The sequence below is a fragment of the Tessaracoccus lacteus genome, from assembly GCF_029917005.1.
GTDB lineage: Bacteria > Actinomycetota > Actinomycetes > Propionibacteriales > Propionibacteriaceae > Arachnia > Arachnia lactea.
Genome location: NZ_CP123967.1, coordinates 182,926 through 200,824, shown reverse-complemented (window position 1 = coordinate 200,824; position 17,899 = coordinate 182,926). Strand labels below are relative to the sequence as shown.

At 70.5% G+C, this 17,899-nt stretch carries 14 protein-coding genes; 3 read left to right on the top strand and 11 right to left on the bottom strand.

Translation table 11 applies throughout. From position 1 onward, the window contains the following. Window positions 1-2 precede the first annotated feature (2 nt). From QH948_RS00920 to QH948_RS00880, 9 genes are all read right to left on the bottom strand, one after another. Window positions 3-1,568 carry a chitinase gene (locus QH948_RS00920; RefSeq protein ID WP_281145112.1) on the bottom strand — a complete coding sequence of 522 codons (1,566 nt, stop codon included), beginning with the start codon at window positions 1,566-1,568 and terminating at the stop codon, window positions 3-5. 16 nt (window positions 1,569-1,584) lie between these two features. Beyond that, a complete protein-coding gene (locus QH948_RS00915) occupies window positions 1,585-3,858 on the bottom strand; it encodes a glycosyltransferase family 2 protein (protein WP_281145111.1) in 2,274 nt (757 codons plus the stop codon). 131 nt (window positions 3,859-3,989) lie between these two features. After that, window positions 3,990-6,200: a heavy metal translocating P-type ATPase gene (locus QH948_RS00910; RefSeq protein WP_281146223.1), complete on the bottom strand. Its 2,211-nt coding sequence runs from the start codon at window positions 6,198-6,200 to the stop codon at window positions 3,990-3,992. Window positions 6,201-6,244: 44 nt separating this feature from the next. Next, on the bottom strand, window positions 6,245-8,221 hold the full coding sequence (locus QH948_RS00905) for a cytochrome c oxidase assembly protein (RefSeq protein ID WP_281145110.1): 1,977 nt from the start codon (window positions 8,219-8,221) through the stop codon (window positions 6,245-6,247). A gap of 376 nt (window positions 8,222-8,597) precedes the next feature. Continuing rightward, complete coding sequence (locus tag QH948_RS00900; protein WP_281145109.1) at window positions 8,598-9,212, bottom strand: hypothetical protein; 615 nt, start codon at window positions 9,210-9,212, stop codon at window positions 8,598-8,600. 266 nt (window positions 9,213-9,478) lie between these two features. After that, complete coding sequence (locus QH948_RS00895; protein ID WP_281145108.1) at window positions 9,479-9,700, bottom strand: hypothetical protein; 222 nt, start codon at window positions 9,698-9,700, stop codon at window positions 9,479-9,481. Window positions 9,701-10,112: 412 nt separating this feature from the next. Beyond that, window positions 10,113-10,442, bottom strand: coding sequence for an ArsR/SmtB family transcription factor (locus QH948_RS00890; RefSeq protein ID WP_281145107.1), 330 nt, complete (start codon window positions 10,440-10,442; stop codon window positions 10,113-10,115). A 13-nt stretch (window positions 10,443-10,455) separates the two neighbouring features. Beyond that, window positions 10,456-11,715, bottom strand: a complete 1,260-nt coding sequence (locus QH948_RS00885; protein ID WP_281145106.1) for an MFS transporter — start codon at window positions 11,713-11,715, stop codon at window positions 10,456-10,458. A 33-nt stretch (window positions 11,716-11,748) separates the two neighbouring features. Further along, window positions 11,749-13,101 (bottom strand): hypothetical protein, encoded by a 1,353-nt coding sequence (locus tag QH948_RS00880; protein ID WP_281145105.1) that lies wholly within the window; start codon window positions 13,099-13,101, stop codon window positions 11,749-11,751. Between the two features lie 174 nt (window positions 13,102-13,275). Here QH948_RS00880 and QH948_RS00875 point away from each other — a divergent pair, with 174 nt between their 5' ends. From QH948_RS00875 to QH948_RS00865, 3 genes are all read left to right on the top strand, one after another. Then, window positions 13,276-13,464 (top strand): GNAT family N-acetyltransferase, encoded by a 189-nt coding sequence (locus QH948_RS00875; RefSeq protein WP_348634961.1) that lies wholly within the window; start codon window positions 13,276-13,278, stop codon window positions 13,462-13,464. Window positions 13,465-13,802: 338 nt separating this feature from the next. Then, the gene (locus QH948_RS00870) at window positions 13,803-14,735 is read left to right on the top strand and encodes an aldo/keto reductase (protein ID WP_281145104.1); all 933 of its coding nucleotides are present in this window, start codon (window positions 13,803-13,805) and stop codon (window positions 14,733-14,735) included. A gap of 268 nt (window positions 14,736-15,003) precedes the next feature. Continuing rightward, window positions 15,004-16,395 (top strand): MATE family efflux transporter, encoded by a 1,392-nt coding sequence (locus tag QH948_RS00865; protein WP_281145103.1) that lies wholly within the window; start codon window positions 15,004-15,006, stop codon window positions 16,393-16,395. Window positions 16,396-16,549: 154 nt separating this feature from the next. On the opposite strand, the gene QH948_RS00860 is transcribed toward QH948_RS00865, so the two are convergent. Both QH948_RS00860 and QH948_RS00855 read right to left on the bottom strand, forming a co-directional pair. Beyond that, window positions 16,550-17,542, bottom strand: coding sequence for a zinc-binding dehydrogenase (locus QH948_RS00860; RefSeq protein ID WP_281145102.1), 993 nt, complete (start codon window positions 17,540-17,542; stop codon window positions 16,550-16,552). A gap of 49 nt (window positions 17,543-17,591) precedes the next feature. Next, window positions 17,592-17,897, bottom strand: coding sequence for an AzlD domain-containing protein (locus QH948_RS00855; RefSeq protein ID WP_281146221.1), 306 nt, complete (start codon window positions 17,895-17,897; stop codon window positions 17,592-17,594). Between the last annotated feature and the right edge of the window lie 2 nt (window positions 17,898-17,899).

Here is a 17,899-nt window from a genome sequence, read left to right as displayed (position 1 = left end):
CCTTAGCCCTCAGTCTTGAGGAGCTTGGTGATCTCCGCGCTCGTCAGCTTCTCCCATGGAGAGGTGCCGGGGTTGACCTGCCCCGAAACGGGATTGTCCCCCTGCGTCCACCACCTGGCCCGGTAGGCGCCGCCGTCAAGCATCACCTCGTCGCCCTCCTCGTAGACCGTGGCGGCGTCCCACGTCGGGAAGAAGTCGGCGGGCAGCGTCGCCTCGGGGGACGGGGACTCGCCCTCCAGCACCGGCCCGATCAGCCGCCACGGGGTGTCGCTGGCGGCAACCGTCGGGTCGTCGGGCTGGTCCCCCTGGGTCCACCACTTCGCCTCGTAGACGTTGCGCCGCCAGACGATCCGGGTGCCCTGCGGGTAGGACGACTCCTCGGCCCACACCGGGTACGGGCTGGTACTCGGGTCGTCGACCACCTGGTCGGCGCGGGCCGTCGCGGATGCGGATGCGCTCGGGGTCGGCGACGGCGCATCCCCACTGCTGGTGAACCCCTTCGCCAGGATGGCGCCGAACGACTCGCCGTCCTGCTCAACGCCGCTGCACGAGTCGGATACGACAGAGACGTCGGCGTAGGCGTCGGAGCAGGTGCGGTCACGGTTGGCGGACCACATCGACATCCGGCCGAGCCCCACCTCCGTGGCGAACTCGTTCAGCGCGCGGGCGTTGTCCAGGCTGAAGACCTCGCTGACCACGTCGTTCTGGCCGATCATCGGCGTCGCCCCGATCCGGGCCCACGCCTCCCTGTCGCCCAGTGACTCGCCGCGGTCGGCGTAGATGGCGACCAGCTGGTCATGCGTGCGCCGCAGCGCGGCGATGGCCACGTCGGCCTGGTTCTTCGCCGCGTCGCCGCCGCCGAAGTCCATCGTCATCGCGTTGACGCCCGCCAGGTCGACCCCGGCGTCGAGGAAGGCCGTGACGACGGCGACCGCGGAGGCGGGTAGCCCGTCGGCCGAGACCGGGAGCGTGACCCAGACCTTCAGCGGGTCGTCGCCGGCGGCTGCGCGCTCCTGCTGGAGGGCCGCGACGGCCTCCGCGCGCCGCTGGTTGGCCGCGGTGTCATCCAGGGCCGTGCCCTCGATGTCGAAGTCGAGGGTCTCCAGCGAGTAGGTGTCGACGACCGACCGGTACTGCGCCTGCAGGTCCGCCACCGAGTCGCAGACGAGCGCGAGCTCGCTGTTCGCGGCCCCGCCGAGGGAGACGATGACGTCCCCGCCGGCACGGGTGAGCCGCGCGATGCGACGCGTCAGGTCGAGGTCGCCGTCGGCCCCGTCGAGCGAGTAGTACGTCCCCCAGCTCGCCTCGCACGTCGTCGGGGAGCTGGCGACGACGAAGCCGAGCGTCGCGATCTTCTGATGCGGTTCTGTGGCAGCCTCGAAGGTGTAGGTGGGGGTCGCGGTGACGTCCACGTAGGCCGAGAACCAGTGCGCGTCCCCCCGGGAGCCCAGGGCGTCGCGGGTCCAGGAGTAGGCGTAGACGAGACCGGATATCAGCGCCGCGACGACGGCCAGCAGCACGACGAGCCGCACCGGGGAGAGGCGACGGCCGGAGTATCTCGTGGACATGGATTCCTCTCGGGCCCTAGCGGGGGCTCACTCGACGGCGGATGTCGTTCTTGCGCGCCACGTCGCGACCGAGCCTGCGGTCGCCGTGGTAGAGAATGCCCCGCCAGTCGACGGCGGCCCCCTCGCGCGGGCCGACCGGCACAGGGGCCAGCTTCTTCCTCCTCTTAGGGACGAACAGCCAGTCGACGGCTCCCACGACCACGTCGACGACGGAGTTCCTGACGCCGATGTAGGCGATGATCGCCCACAGGCACAGGGCGCCGTTGAACCCGGCGAAGATCGCGTTGCCCCAGTTCTGCGCGAAGATGTCCCGCACCAGGGTGAACACCGAGAAGCCGACGATCAGGTACGGCACCAGGATGTACAGGCCGGGCGAGGCCGTCCGGTTGCGGACCTTCGGCGTGCGGGCGAAGGGGATCTTCTCGTTCGTCAGCGCCTGCTGCACGGATTTCACCACGCCTGCGAGGTTCACGGCCAGCAGCACGAGGTTGAAGCCGTAGATCCGGAAGATGTCGCTCGCGCGGTGCCCGGAGTAGCGCAGGTCGCTGGCCTGGCAGATGAAGTAGGGCGCGGCGGCGAGGATCACCCAGGGGCTGAGCAGCCGGGAGTCGTAGGGGTAGCCGAGCAGGAACACTAGGCCGAAGCTGGCCCAGGCGATCGAGGCCATGTAGTTGACGCGGAGCATCACCTCGCGGTGCAGGATGCGGTCCCGGCGGAAGCGTCGCTCCCGCAGCTGGCGGGCCAGCTTCGGGAGGATCAGCAGGCCACCGTTGGCCCAGCGGCGGCGCTGGACGATCAGCGAGCCGAAGTCGGGCGGCGTCGCCGAGTAGCTGAGCCGCTCCGGGTAGTTCACGAGCGTCCAGCCCTTGGTGCCGAGGTCGATGCTGGACTCGGTGTCCTCAATGACCGTGCGGTCCTGGATGTAGGTGGCGATGTCGTAGCCGCCGACGCTCTGGTACTCGGCGATGTCGAGCAGCGCCTGCTTGCGGATCACGGCGTTGGCGCCGACCCAGAAAGTCGCCCCGTAGTACGTCATGCCCTGGTGCAGGATGTGCTGGATGTCGGTGGTGGCGCCCGCGATCCGCTCGATGCGGCTCGGCGCGCCGCGGTACGACGAGTAGGGCGTCTGCGTGACGGCGACGCGCTCGTTGCCCGGCTCCTCCAGCAGCGCCACGAGCCGCACGCAGTAGTCGCGCAGGAGCATCGAGTCGGCGTCGAGGGTCAGCAGGTACTCGGTGTCGGGGACCCGGAGGTCGGGCTCCTCGCCGTGCTCGCACGGGATGAGGGCGACACCGTCGCCGGTGGGCTGGTACAACCAGTCGTGGCCCATCAGCGCGATGTACGAGTTGAGGTTCATGGCCTTGTTGGCCTCGTGCGACAGCGACACGTACTGCTTGCGCTCGAACGACGCGATCTCCGCGGTGAAGATCCACACGAGCCGGTTCTGGAGCTGGAGCAGGCGGTCGGCGTCCGGGGACTCGCCGGCCTCGACTGCGCCGTCGAGCGCAATGGTCGTCAGCCGCAGGTCGCCGGCCAGCCCGATCAGGACACGGTCCGCATAGAAGGCATCGGTGTGGTCGACCAGCGGGTGGGCGGCCGCGCGGGCTTCCAGCCAGTCCGCGGCGAAGTGGTAGGCCTCGGAGACGGTGGCCGCATGCGTGGGGGTGGCGCCCCCGGCGTTGGCGAGGTCGTCGCGGAGCCGGTCGAGGGTCTCGGCGACGCGACGGCGCGGCTCCTCCAGCGCCTCCATCACGACGGCGGGCAGTTCGCGGGCGCGGCGCAGCAACTCGGCGTTCTCGTCATTGTCGGGGGTCGGTGGATCGTCGATCAGCAGCACCACGCGCTTGGTGGGGAACTCCTGCAGCGCCGCCGACCAGACGGTCTTGGCGACGACGTCCGGCTCCTCACGGTACGACGGGATGAGGACGGTGATGCCCTTGTCGTAGTCCTCAAAGTGGCGGTCGAGCGCTCCGCGGGGGACGCGGACGTGGTCGCGGAAGCGGTAGAGGGCGCCCTGGCGCGCGAGGAGGTACATGAGGGCCGAGAAGGTCAGCGCCGTGACGACGACGAGGTAGGAGGCTGACTCGAGGATGAACCTCAGCGTGTTGGCCCTGCCCTCGACGAACTCGCGCACCACCGTGGTGACGGAGTACATGAGCCACGCGAAGATCGTGACGATGATCGCGATGCGGTTCAGCAGGATCTCCCGGCTCGACGGGCGGTCGTGCATGATCGCCATCGGCGCGGTGAAGCGCTCAGCTCCCCACTGCCGACGCGGTGTGCGCCCCATGTAATCTTCCTTTGCCCGCTCGGATGGCCGTCTCACGCCCCCCCGGCGAGTTGGGCCCATGCTAACCCAGGGCAACGGACCCGGCGCAACTCACTCTGGCCGGACCAATTGTCACCTGACAACCGGCGGAATCAGCCGATCAGCTCGAAGTCCTCGTCGGGGCTGGTGCGCCTGGTGCCGTAGTTCTGCAGGCGCAGCGAGTTCTGCACGACCAGGACGCTGGACAGCGCCATGGCGCCCGCGGCAATCAGCGGGTTGAGCAGGCCGGCGGCCGCGATCGGCACCGCGGCCATGTTGTAGGCGAAGGCCCACACCAGGTTGACCTTGATGGTCTTCAGCGTGCGGCGCGACAGCCCGACGGCGTCGGCGATGACGGACAGGTCGTCGCGGACGAGGATGATGTCGGCGGCCTTCAGAGCGATGTCGGTGCCGTTGACGACGCCCAGCCCCAGGTCGGCGGTGGCGAGCGCGATGGCGTCGTTGATGCCGTCGCCCACCATCGCGACGCACTCGCCGCATTCCTGCAACCTCCGGATCTCCTCGGCCTTCTGCGCGGGGAGCACCTCCGCCATGACGTCGTCGACCCCGAGCTCGGCGGCGATCCGACGTCCGGCGGCCTGCGAGTCGCCGGTGAGCACGACGGTGCGGAGCCCCTGGGCCTTGAGCGCGGCGATGGCCTGCCTGGCGTCGGGCTTGAGGGTGTCAGCCAGCGCGACCACGCCCACGGGGGCCCCGTCGACGGAGACGATCGACACCGAGTCGCCCCGGTCGGCGGCGCGGTCGACGGCCTGCTGCAGGTCGGCCGGGAGGTCGACCCCCTCCGCGGCAAAGTAGGCGCGGTTGGCGATCACGACGTCGCGACCGTCGACGACGGCGCTGGCGCCGAGCCCGGGCAGCGCCCGGTAGTCGGTGGCGTCGCGGACGTCGACCCCACGGGCTTCGGCCTCGGCGTCGATCGCGCGGGCGATCGAGTGCTCCGAGCCCTTCTCGACGGCGGCCGCGAGGGCGAGCGACGAGTCGGAGCCGGCCACCTCCGCGACGGTCATCCTTCCCGTCGTCAGAGTGCCGGTCTTGTCGAGGACGACGGTGGTGATGGCGCCGGATGCCTCCAGCGCGTCGTGGCCCTTGATGAGCACCCCGAGGGTGGCGCCGCGGCCGATGCCGACCATCAGCGCGGTGGGGGTCGCGAGGCCGAGCGAGCAGGGGCAGGCGATGATCAGCACGGCGATGCCGATGCCGTAGGCCTGCTGCAGCGGCGCGCCGGCGAGCGCCCAGCCGACGGTGGTGAGGACCGCGATACCGATGATGGTCGGGACGAACCAGGTGATGATGCGGTCGACGAGGCGCTGCACCTGGGACTTGCGCGCCTGTGCGTCCTCGGTCAGGGCCGCCATCTGCGCGAGCTGCGTGTGGGCGCCGACGGCGGTGGCGCGGACCTCGAGGCGTGCATCGGTGGAGACGGTGCCGCCCGTGACCTGATCGCCGACGCGCACGGAGGCAGGGACCGGCTCGCCGGTGAGCATCGACTGGTCGACCGCCGCCGCGCCGGCCGTGACGACGCCGTCGGTGGCGATGGTCTCGCCGGGCAGCACCACGAAGGTGTCACCCTGCTGGAGCTGGGCGACGGGCACGACGGTCTCGACGCCGTCGCGCAGGAGCCGCACCGACGTCGCGGCAAGGGCGTGCAGCGCGCCGAGCACGTCGCCGGCCTTCCGCCGGGAACGGGTTTCGAAGTAGCGGCCGGCCAGCTGGAACGTCGTCATGCCGGCCGCGACGTCGAGGTAGACGGAGTTCGCCCCCTCCGGAGTGGCGCCGAAGCCTAGCCAGAAGCCCTTGTCGGAGGCCTCCCCGAGGCCGAACAGCAGCGTCGCGACAGCCCAGCCGAAGGACGCGATGATGCCCAGGCTGACCAGCGTGTCCATGCTGACTGCGCCGTGCCGCAGGTTGCGGAACGTTGCCTTGTGGAACGGCCAGGCGCACCAGGTGACGATCGGCAGCGCCAGCACGAGGCAGACGAGCTCCCACCCGGGGAACCTCAGGTGCGGGGCCAGCGCCAGCACGATGGTGATGTCCATGAGCGGCACGGCGAGCGCGGCGGCGACGATCAGGCGGCGGCGCAGCGACGAGATGTGCGCCTCGGTGGCCCGCCGGGACCACATGTCGTCGTCGGCGACCCGCTCGTGCGCCCCGTAGCCGGCCTTCTCGACCGCTGCGATCGCGGTGGCGGCGTCATCGATCCCGACGACGGTCGCGCGGTTGGTGGCGTAGTTGACCGTGGCGGTGACGCCGTCGATCTTGCGGAGCTTCTTCTCGATCCGGTTCGCGCACGCCGCGCACGTCATGCCGGAGATCTCGAGCTCGATGAGCGAATCCTCGTGCGTCGCGGTCACTGCTTGGCCTCCTGATCGCGGGCGGCGAGCCTCTCGAGCATCCGGTTGTAGTCCTCGTACTCGGTGTCGAGGCCCGAGTCGTAGTGGCGGTCCTTGCGGGCGGCCTCGCGTCGGTCCTGTTTGGCCCACTGGAAGCCGAGCGCGATCACGACGATGAGCGACGGCAGCTCGCCGCCGACCCATGCCACTCCGCCGCCCAGTTCCTGGGCCGCGGCGAGGTCGGCCCACGGCAGGGTGAGCCACTCGTAGTAGCTCTTGGCGATGATCGATCCGGTGTTCATCAGGATGACGCCGAAGAATGCGTGGAACGGCATGGCAGCCATGGCGAGGCCGAGCTTGCCGATGTGCGGCAGCGGCTTGGGGCCGCGGTCGACGCCGATGATGAGCGAGTAGTAGAGGTAACCCACGACGAGGAAGTGCAGGTTCATCAGCTGGTGGCCCCAGTGGAAGCGCATCAGGAAGTCGAACAGCCCGGTGAAGTACAGGCCGTAGTAGGACGAGATGAACAGCGTGAACGCGACGATCGGGTTGTACAGGAACTTGGTCAGTCCCCAGCGCATCAGCCAGCTGACCCAGTGGTGCAGCGAGTGAACGGGCGCGTCGGAGCGCGACGCGCGCAGCGTCAGCGTCACTACACCGCCCATCGACAGCAGCACGGGCACCAGCATCGACAGCGTCATGTGCATGACCATGTGGATGCCGAAGTGCGGGCCGGAGTACTTGCCGATCCCGGAGCTGGTGGCGACGACCACGACGACCCAGCCGAGCACCCACGCGACGGTGCGGCCGACGGGCCACTTGACGCCCCGTTGGTTGGCGCTGCGCACCCCGACGAGATAGAGCGTGACGCCCACCGCGGCGATGGCGAAGAACAGCAGGTTCAGCCGCCAGTGGGTGGCGACCACGGCCCAGGTCGGGGCCGCGGTGACGTCGAAGCCGAGGAAGACCTCCTGCACCGAGGTCGGGACGAAGTACTGCGGCGGGGGTTCGCGGGTCATGGCGACGCTGAGCGCGATCCAGGACCCGACGGCGAGCAGTGCGAGCGCCAGCGCGGACGGCGCAGCGGTCTGCAGGGTGTCGCGGCGCCGGGCGACCGAGAGCCATGCGACGGCGGCGATCAGCACCGCCAGCGCGACCCAGCGGGTGACGATCAGCTGGCCGGTGGCGGAGGCTAGGAGCCCGGTGCCGGCCAGTTTGAACCAGGTGACGACGCCGTCGGCGATCACGACGACGGGGATCGCGACGGCCGCGCAACCGACGAACCGGCGCCACGTCGCGGGCCCGGGGAGTTCACCACAGGCGGCCATGATGGCCAACACGGCCAGCACGCCGAGCAGCGGGTACACCGCGACGGCCTGGATGACCGCGGCGTCACCGCCGAGGTCGTGCGACGGCCCGACCAGCACCTGGCCGGTGACGAGCGGAGCGAGGATCGCGATGGCCGAGGCCCACAGCGAGATGAGCAGCGTCGGCCAGCGGCGGGCGAGCGTCAGCGCGACGGCAACCAGCGCCGCCGCCCCGAACCGGAGGATGGTCATGCCGGAGTTGCTTGCCGCACCGAAGACGTAGCCGAGGGCGCCGGCCTGGCCGAGGGCCGAGAGCGGCACGCCGGTGGTGTCGAGCGCGTTGAAGATGATCAGCAGGCCGGCGGCCAGCGACCAGATCGGGGCTGCGACCCGCGCGATCGCCAGGTCGAGGCCCGGCTTCAGCTGGAACGCCTCCTTGGAGGTTGCGTCGCGCAGGAACAGCACGAGCACCAGCGCGCCGACAGTGATGACCCCGGCGAGCTCCGCGATCACCTGCAGGATCGTCGTCGTCACCGCGACCGCGTTCCCGGGGAATACTCGAACGATGGCCTCGTAGGGCGCGGCGCCGGCGGCAAGCACAAACGCGACGGGCAGGGCGAAGGCCACCACGACGGCGAGCAGGCCAGCGAGGCTCAGGCGACGGGGAAGTCGGGGCCGGGATTCCATGGCGATGCTCCTATCAACGGCCTAACTCTATGCGGCTTCGCCGCTGGGCGCCCTGCCGGCGGTGAAGCTCACCGGAGCGCGTAACCGCCCGCCCCTGCCACCCTCCCCTGCCTCCACCCTGCTTCCGCCCCTCCCCGCCGGCCCGTTCCCCTGCCGCCCCACCGGCCCGTTCCCCGCCGCCCCTCTCTGCAGACGCCAACGAAAAATCCCAGGCGCCAACGGTATGCACGGACGCCAACGATATTCGCGTGAATATCGTTGGCGTCCGGGTATTTCGTTGGCGTCTACCGAGGGGCGCGGCGGAACATCGGTTCCCTGAGCTCGTCGAAGGGCGTCGAGCGGAGCGAGACGGGGACGCGGACGGCGCCGCCCGACCTCAGTCCACGGGGAGCTGGCGGGCGGGGTGGAGCGCGTAGTCGGCCATGTGGTCGAACACGCCGCGCAGCCGCACGCGTGCCTCGTCGCTGTAGTAGCCCCGCTGGGCCGCTGGGAAGTCGGGCCACTCACCGTCGAACGTGAAGGCCCAGGTGAACGTGTCGTGCGGCTCGTCGGCGACGGCGAACAGGCACTCGAAGCCGTACTTCTCACGCACGGGGACGATGTCGCGCCAGACATCCAGAAAGCTCGGCCAGCCGCCGGTGATCCAGTAGCGCCGCATGACGACCGTTCCGGGCCAGGCGAGGTCGTCGCGCAGGACCTCGGCGCGGACCTCACGGACGACGACGTTGCGGAAGACATGCGGCGCGGTGAGGGCATCCAGTTCCGCACGCTCCGGATCGGCTGCGACGGCGGCCGCGCCGGCTGCTGGGTCGGGATGCGAGTAGAGCCAGCTGAGCTTCGGCTCCGCGTCGGTCTCCAGATACGCCTGGTGCACGGTGTAGCCGTGCCGCCGCAGCAGCGCGATCTCGCGCGGCCACAGCTCCAGCCACTCATCCAGGTGCCGGTGGGGCTTGATCGCGAACCGGTGGAGGAACAGCTGGTCGTCGGGCATGGCTCACCATAACCGCGCGGGCCTACCAGATCGTGCACAACAATGCCCAGGGCCCCAGTGCGCGCACATATGGCGCAAGCGCCCCCGCTCCACGCATTCTTGTGCCCGGGCCCCTGCCCCGGAACCGCCGAGGGCACCACCGGATCGCTGAGCCTGTCGAGGTGCCCTGACCACAGCGAAGGGAAGCGACCCCGGATCGCTGAGCCTGTCGAAGCGCCCTGAGCGCAGCGAAGGGTCAGTCCCCTTCCCGCGCACTCAGAGGCCTCTCACCGCACGACGACGTTGACGTACACCTCGCGGTTGCCGGGCGCGACCTCCTCGTCGGCGGTCATGTCCAGCACCGGCAGGCCGTCGGAGGCCCAGTGGACCCGGCGGACGAAGGTGTCGCGGCCGGTCAGCCCCTTGTGGTGCGTGCGGGCGTGGAAGACGCAGATGCGGTTGCCCTCCTCGTCGAGCGACCACATCCCGTGCCCGGTCCCAGCTGCCACTCACCATTGAAGATGCTCGACACGAGTACTCCGGCGCGATGATGCGGACGGGATCGGAGGTGAGGCGGGCCAGGCCGACCTCCTCGAAGGTCAGGAAGTCGACGGTGCGGGCGAACAGGACGCCGGAACGCTCGGTACGGTCCGGCCCGCCGCCGCGGGCGGTGCGCGTCGCGACGATCCCGAAACGGCCGTCCACAAGCGCGAACACCCGCGGGTCGCGCAGGCTGCGGATGACGTCGTCGCGGGTACCGAACGGGCCGGGGGTCGCGGAGACGCGCGCGAAGAAGATGCCGTAGTTGCCGTTCAGCGGCTCCCACCCGTCCGCCGTCTCGAGCGCGAGGTGGAGGCTCAGCGCGATGTCGTCGTCGTTGGCCTCGGCGACGGTGGTGGGCTGGCGGTTAGGCGAGGAGCTTCATCGGTTCTCTCTGTGGTGGGGCGGGCTCGGGTAGAGGACGTGCTCGCTGTGCTGCAGGAGGTTGCTGACGAGCGCGGCGATGTGCTCGTCGGGCTGGCCGTAGTACACGGTCACCCCGTCGCGGCGCGACGTTACCAGTGCTCCACCGCGGAGCTTCGCCAGATGCTGCGACACGGCCGGGACCGGACGACCGAGCGCCTCCGCGATCGCCGTCACGGGCATCTCGACGCCGTCGAGCATTGCGAGGATCGCCAGCCTGGTGCGGTCGGCCAGGAGGCGCGCGACGGAGGCGGCGTTGTCGAGGTCGGCGTCCGGCGGCAGAGTCATGGTCCCCATGTTCTCACTCCGCTGTGGCGCTCAGCGCGGCGACGCTGGTCGCTCCCCTCGGCCACGCGACGGCGGCCATGACGGTCGCCGCCCCGGCGATCACGGTCAGCACGGCGGCCGTCAGCGTCAGACTGGCCGATCCGAGCCAGCCGACGAGGGGGTAGGTCACGAGCCAGCAGGCATGGGACAGGGAGAACTGCGCCGCGAAGACGGCCGGCAGATCCGGCCTTCCCACGGAGCGGCGGATGATGCGGGCGACCGGCGTCTCGGCCGATGCCCACGCCAGTCCGATCACGACCCACAGGATGCAGACCCCGGCCACGCCCCAGGCGGGGTCCGCGATGGAGAGGGCGGCCGGGATGAGCGCCGTTGCGACCGTGATGCCCGCGGCCCCCGCGAGCATCACGCGCCGCTCGGCCACGACCCGCAGCACCCGCGGCAGCAGGAGCGCGGCGGCCATGGAGCCCAGTCCGTTCGCGCCGAGCACCCAGGCCACCGCAGACTCCGGCAGCCCGAAGACGGACCTCACGACGACGACCGTCTGGACAATGACGAACGCGCCACCCGTCGCGACGACGAGGTTGAGGGCGAGCACGGGGCGCAGCGCGGGGGTCGCGACGAACAGGGCCGCGCCACGGATGACCCGGCGCCAGAACGTGGCCGGGGCCCCGCCGGCCACGGTCGGCCCAGCCTCGGGCGCGGCGACCCGCGGGATGACCACCGAGAGGACCAGTGCGGCGGAGCCTGCGAAGCCGACCGCGGTCCCGTAGAAGAGGGTCGACGAGCTGACGAACACCAGCATCGCGGCGGCGAGGGTTGGAGAGACGACCTGCTCCAGGTCCCCGGCCAGCCGGGACAGGGACAGCGCCTCGGTGTAGTCGTCCTCGTCGGGCAGCACGTCGGGGATGACGGACTGGAAGGTGGGGGTGAACGTCGCGGACGCGGCCTGCAGCACGAAGACGAGCACGAAGACCTGCCAGACCTCGGTCACGGCGGGCAGGCACAGCGCCACCGCGAGGCGGAGCACGTCGGACCCGACGAGCACTGCGCGGCGCGGCAGGGCGGCGACCAGCGCCGTCGCGACCGGGGCGACGAACACGTAGGCGACCATCTTGATCGCGAGGGCCGTGCCGAGGATCTGGCCCGCGTGGTCGCCGGCCAGGTCGTAGGCCAGGAGCCCCAGGGCGACGGTCGCCAGCCCGGTGCCGAGCAGCGCGACGATCTGGGCACCGTACAGATGGCGGAAGGTGCGGAAGCGCAGGACGCGGAGCATGCGGCATTCTTGCACACTTTCGCAATCACGCAATCATCGGTAGCGGCGCCGCCCTTGCTTGCGCGCCCCGATCCCCAGCGCTCCGACGACCGTCGCCAGGGTCAGGAACACCCCCATCCCGATCCATCCGACGGCGGCGCGGGGGCTGGTCGTCGGGCCAACCTCGGCGACGACCTGGCCCGACGACCCGATCCCCGGCCCCTCCTGCGGCACGCCGGCCGGGTCGCGCGGCGCGGCCGGCGCCGTCGTCGTCGACGGCGGCGGCGGGGTCGGCCGCTCGACGGGCTCGGCGCGTGGGATCACGCTCGCGACGGCCTCCGCTGTCGCCTCGCTCTGGGCGTCGCGGTTTTCGACGTGGACGGCGACGCGGTTGTTGTGCCTGACCGGCAGCGCGGAGACGGGCAGGTCGGCGTCGGTCGTGATCTCGTAGGCGAGAGTCGCGGTGGCGCTCGTGGCGATGGGCCCCTGGAAGATCACCTCGAAGCTCGCGACCTCTCTGGAAGGATCGGCGGGGATGACGCCGTCGTCGAATGGAACGGACTCCGTTCCGCCGTTGGCCAGCGTGTAGGCGACCGTGCCGGACGTCGCCCCCTCCGGGAACTCGATGCCCCTGCTGAAGCCGTCGAACGTGAAGACGTCGGGGAAGCTGCCGGTGGCGGGCTCCCTGATCCACAGCCGGTCGATGGGCGCCACCGAGGTATTGGCCGCCGTGATGGTCACCGTCGTGGAGTTCCCGGCGGGCACCACGTCGGGGTCGATGGACTTGTCCGCGCTCGCCGACACCTCGGTCTCCGGCTCCGGCGCGGGAGTCGGCTCGAGGGTCGTGGGTTCGACTGTTGGCTGCGGCTCCTCGCTCGTGGGCGGGGCCGCTGGCGGGGCCGCCGGCGTGACCGGCACTGATGCCCCGGCGTCCAGGAAGTTCGCCCCCTCCAGCACGGCGGTGTTGTCCACAGGCTGACCGGCCTGATCGGTGGATAGCTCGGACGGGACGACCGCCGTCACGGACACCTCCGCGCCCTCTCCGGCCGGAAGACCGACGGTCCCGTCACCCAGATCGACCTTCCAGTAGACCGCCACATCGTTGCCCTGCACGACGACGTCGGCGGCAGGCCCGGCCGTCACCACAGCGGCGCTGACCCGCAACGGGGAACTGAGCACGTCGGTCAGGACGGCGTCGCGGCATCCTGCCGCGTCTCCACACCCGACGGTGAGGGTGTAGGTGAGCGTCTCCCCGGCGGAAACGGTCTGCGTTGAGGCCACGACGGCGAGGCTCGCGGTCGTGTTCACGTCGGCGGGATCGGGGTCCGGGAGCGCGGCGGCCAGGCCCTGTCCCGCCACTACCAGGACAAGGCTCAACGGCACCATTGCCGCAAGCCGATTCATCACGTCGCCGCCTCCCCCAAGCCGGATCCGTAGGTGACGCCAGTCTGACAGCGCCGTCGGCATCACACAAGGCCCGCTCGCCAGCAGGGGAACTTTCGTCCACAGCGGTGGACACCTGCGGACATAGTTATCCACAGTTGTGCACAAACCTGGGGGTAAATCACAGGCATGTAGTTCCTGTGGTCGCGCCCGGACGTCGAGGTCAACCCGGCCTTCGAGGGCCGGGGCGTCGGCGGAGCGATCGCGCGGTTCGGCCTCGACGACGTCCGCGACAACGGCGTCAACAAGGTCATGGCACTGTGCCCGTTCATCAAGGCCTGGATCCAGAAGCATCCCGACTACGAACCCCTCGTCTACGGGGCCTGACTGCCCCCGTCTACGTGGCCGGCTCCCGGCGTCGAGTGGGCTCGCCAAGCCGAGGCCGCCCCAGCCCGCCAGTGCACCGATGAGCACGACACACTTGTCATGAACCAAAAGGCCCTGATTCACGGCGATTTCGCCGACGACAAGTGTGTCGTGCTCATCCCGGGTCGTCGGCAGGGGGACCGTCCACCGTCGGTCCGCATACAACGGCGCCCCCGGGACCGCGCCAGCGGGCCTCTCGCTCCAGGAGACCGGCGCGAAACCTACGCCGACGCCCACCCGCGGCTCGGCCAGACAATGGCGCTAGAGTTCGTTTTACGCCACAACTTCAAGGAGCAGGAATGAAGACGTTCCCCCTCGGCACCACTGATCTGCAGGTGCCCGCCGTCGTCGCCGGAATGATGCGCATCGAGGCCCTGACGGACGCGAAGATCCGCGAACTCTACGACGCCTCGCTCGCCGCGGGCATCGACTTCTTCGACCACGCCGACATCTACGGCGAGGCGCCCTTCCACGGCTGCGAGTCCCGCTTCGCCGAGGCGCTGCAGCTGACCAGCGCCGAGCGCGACCAAATCACGCTGCAGTCCAAGGCCGGCATCAACAAGGGCTCCCACTTCGACTTCTCCTACGACCACATCGTCGGCCAGGTCGAAGGCTCACTGAGGGCCCTGCGCACCGACCGCCTCGATGTGCTCCTCCTCCACCGCCCTGACGCCCTCGTCGAGCCGGAGGAGGTCGCGCGGGCGTTCGACGACCTGCATGCCGCCGGAAAGGTCGTCCACTTCGGCGTCTCGAACCACACCCCGGCCCAGATCGAGCTGCTGAAGCGCTACGTGAAGCAGCCCATCGTCGCGAACCAGCTGCAGCTGTCCATCACGCACGCGCCGATGATCGCCCAGCCGATCGCGATGAACATGGTCAAGGAGGACCAGGCGATCGACCGTGACAACGGCATTCTCGACTACTGCCGCCTGCATGACATCACGATCCAGGCGTGGTCTCCGTTCCAGGCGGGATTCTTCACCGGTGTCTTCCTCGGCAATCCTGAGTACGCGGAGCTGAACGCCGTGATTGACCGCCTCGCCGCCAAGTACGACGTGCCGGCCGAGGCCATCGCCACTTCCTGGATCATCCGCCATCCGGCCAACATGCAGGTTGTCCTCGGCACGACCAGCGCCGACCGGGTGACCGCGGCGGCCAAGGGCGCCGACGTCCTTCTCACCCGCGTCGAGTGGTACGAGCTGTTCCGCGCGGCAGGCCACCTCCTCCCCTGACCGACGGTGACGGTCTGACCTGTTCCGCGGGCCGCCACCCCGGCTCACCCGCCGACCCCCCGGACCGCCGCGGCGCCTGGCCGCCCGGCCGCCCGGCCGGCCGCATCCTCGTCCGATCCCCGGGGGCGCCCCGGTCGGCGCACGTGTTGTAGGCTTTGAGGGTTCCGCCCTTCGGGTTGCCCGAAGTGTCCGGGAACCTCCCCTGCCTGGCCAGCCGATGGAGCCACCGACCAGGTCATCCGCTCACCACCACACGCGAGAGTGCTGCATGTCCCACAACCTGACGGTTGGTCCCCCCGTCCGCCTGATCGTGATGTTTACGTTGCCACTTCTGTTGGGCAACGTGTTCCAGCAGCTGTACGCCGTCACCGACTCGATCGTCGTCGGCCGGATGATCGGCGTAGAGGCCTTGGCCGCCGTGGGGGCCTCCGGCAGCCTGCAGTTCCTGCTCGTCGGCTTCGCCATGGGCGCGTCGGCGGGCGTCGCCATCCCCGTCGCCCGGGCGTTCGGCGCCCACAACCTGCCGCGCATGCGGCGAGCCGTCGCCGCCGGCGCGACCATCAGCGTGGGCATCGCGATCGCCATCTTCCTGATCGGCACGCTCGGCTCCGGCACGCTGCTCACGTGGATGGGCACCCCCGCCGCGCTGATGGACGACGCGAGGACCTTCCTCACCGTGCTCTTCAGCGGCGCCGTGGCCACCGTCGCCTTCAACTTCCTGAGCGCAGTCATCCGAGCGCTGGGCGACTCGCGGACACCCCTGACATTCCTGGTCGTCGCCTGCATCCTCAACGGCCTGCTGGTCGTCGCGTTCATCGGCTGGTTCCACATGGGCGTCGGCGGCGCGGCTCTCGCGACGATCGTCGCTCAGGCCATTTCCGTGATCCTCTGTCTGATCCTCATCCAGCGGCGGATGCCCGAGCTGCGACTGCATCGTGAGGACTGGCGCTTCTCGTCCCGCGAGCTCGGCGAGGCCGCCCGGTTCGGCCTCACGATGGGCTTCCAGATGTCCGTCATCGCCATCGGCGCGGCCATCCTGCAGTTCGGCATCAACCAGCTCGGCACCGACGCGGTGGCCGCCTTCACCGCGGCGATGCGCGTCGACCAGGTCGCCGTGACCCCGCTGGCCTCCGTGGGCGTCGCGATGAGCACCTACGTCGCACAGAACCGCGGCGCCCGCCAGTGGTGGCGCATCCGCGTCGGCGTGTTCCGCACCGCCTGGCTGACGATGGGGCTGGCCGTCGTGCTCGGCGCGACCATCTCGATCTTCGGCACCAATCTCGTCCGCCTGTTCGTCGGCGACGCGCAGGAGCAGGTCGTGTCGATGGCGCACCAGTACCTGGTCGTCAACGGCACGCTGTACGTGATCCTGTCGCTGCTGTTCCTGCTACGGCAGTCGGTTCAGGGCCTGGGCGACACCCTCACCCCTACCCTGGCCGGATTCATGGAGCTCGCCGCCCGAGCCCTGGTCGGCCTGGTGCTGATCGAGCAGCTCGGCTGGACCGGCGCGGTGATCGCGGCGCCGCTGGCCTGGGTGGGCGCGCTGATCCCCGTGGCGATCGCCTGGGCCGTGCAGCGACGACGGCTTATCCGGGAGTCGGCGACCCCGTCGGAGGTGGACAGCCTCACCCCGACCCGCGACGTGCAGCGCGCGGCCTGACCCGTCGCCCCTCGCCGGGGGTCTTCCGCGCATAACTGTGGCCAGGGCCGAAGCACGTCGGTTATTTCCGAGTGCCGGGGCTCTGGCCACTTTTTTGCACGGGTCGCCCGGCGAGGCCAGCCGGTTGAAGGAGGCCTGAGCCGGCGCGGCGGGCCTAGACCTGGTCCACGACCGCGACGATCTTGCCCGCGACGTGGCGACGCTCGATCTCCGCGAGCGCGTCGGGCACGTGCGCGAGCTCGATGACGCGGCTCAGCTGCGGGTTCAGCGCGCCCGCGTCGACGCGGGCCAGGAGGTCGGTGAGCATCGTCGAGAGGTCGGCAACGTGGGCCGGCCTGCCCGCGGCATAGGCCGCGCCCAGCGAGATCTCGTGGATCGACGGCGAGATGCCGAACGGCGGGACCGCGTCGAAGGTGGCGCGCCCCGCGACGCACGCGATGCCCCCGGTGTGGTTCAGCAGCGCGACCTCGCGAGAGGCGTTCTCCGGGCTCACCGTGTCGATGATCGCGTCGATGCCGGCGTCGCCCGCCAGCCCGCGGATCTCGTCGAAGGCGTTGTCGGCGCGGTAGTCGACCGTCGCGTCGGCGCCGAGCTCCCCCAGCCGGTCGAAGCGCGACGACGCGGTGGCGATCACGCGGGCCCCGGCCGCCTTGGCCAGCTGGATCGCAAACCCGCCGACCCCACCGTTGCCACCCGTGACCAGCACCGTCTGCCCGGGTGCGACGTGCAGCCGCCGCACGACGCACTGGTAGGCGGTCATGCCGGCGCAGGGCAGGGCCGCCGCGGTCACGGCGGTGAGGTCGTCAGGGATCCGGGCGAGCGCGCGGGCATCGGCCAGCATGAACTGCGCGAACGCCCCGTCGCGACGCAGGTCGCTGTGCACGGCCACCCGCCGACCGACGAGGGAGCCGTCGACACCCTCGCCCACCTCGTCGACGACACCCGCCGCATCCAGCCCGCCGATGTGCGGCCAGGACCAGTCGGGATGCCCACCGCCGGTCAGGCCGGCGTCGACGGGGTTGAGCCCGACGGCCTCGACGCGCAGGCGGACGAAGCCCGGGATGGGATCGGGGATGGTCGCCTTCCCCAACGCGAGAGCCGACGGGCCGGACGGGCTGGAGAGAAGCAGTGCCTGCATGGTGCTCATGTCCCTATCCTGCCCCCGCAGGTCGGCCGTGCGAGCGCCGTCGGGCCACTCACCCCCAGCCGGCGAGCCGCAGCAGCGCGGCCGTCAGTGCCCCGAGCACAACGACGACGATGAACGGCGCCCTGAGCCACAGCGCGACGGCGGCAACGACGACCGCCGCGAGCCGGGCGTCGAGCACGAGGGTCGAGCCGTCGGCGAAGGTCTGCGTGACGGACAGCGCAGCCAGCAGGCCGACGGTGACGCCGCCGGCCGCGTAGGCGACTCGCGCATTCTCCAGCGCCTTCGACGGCACGAGGTAGCCCAGCAGCTTCTGCGCCAGGCACGCGACGCTCGCGGCGATCACCCAGAACCACATGC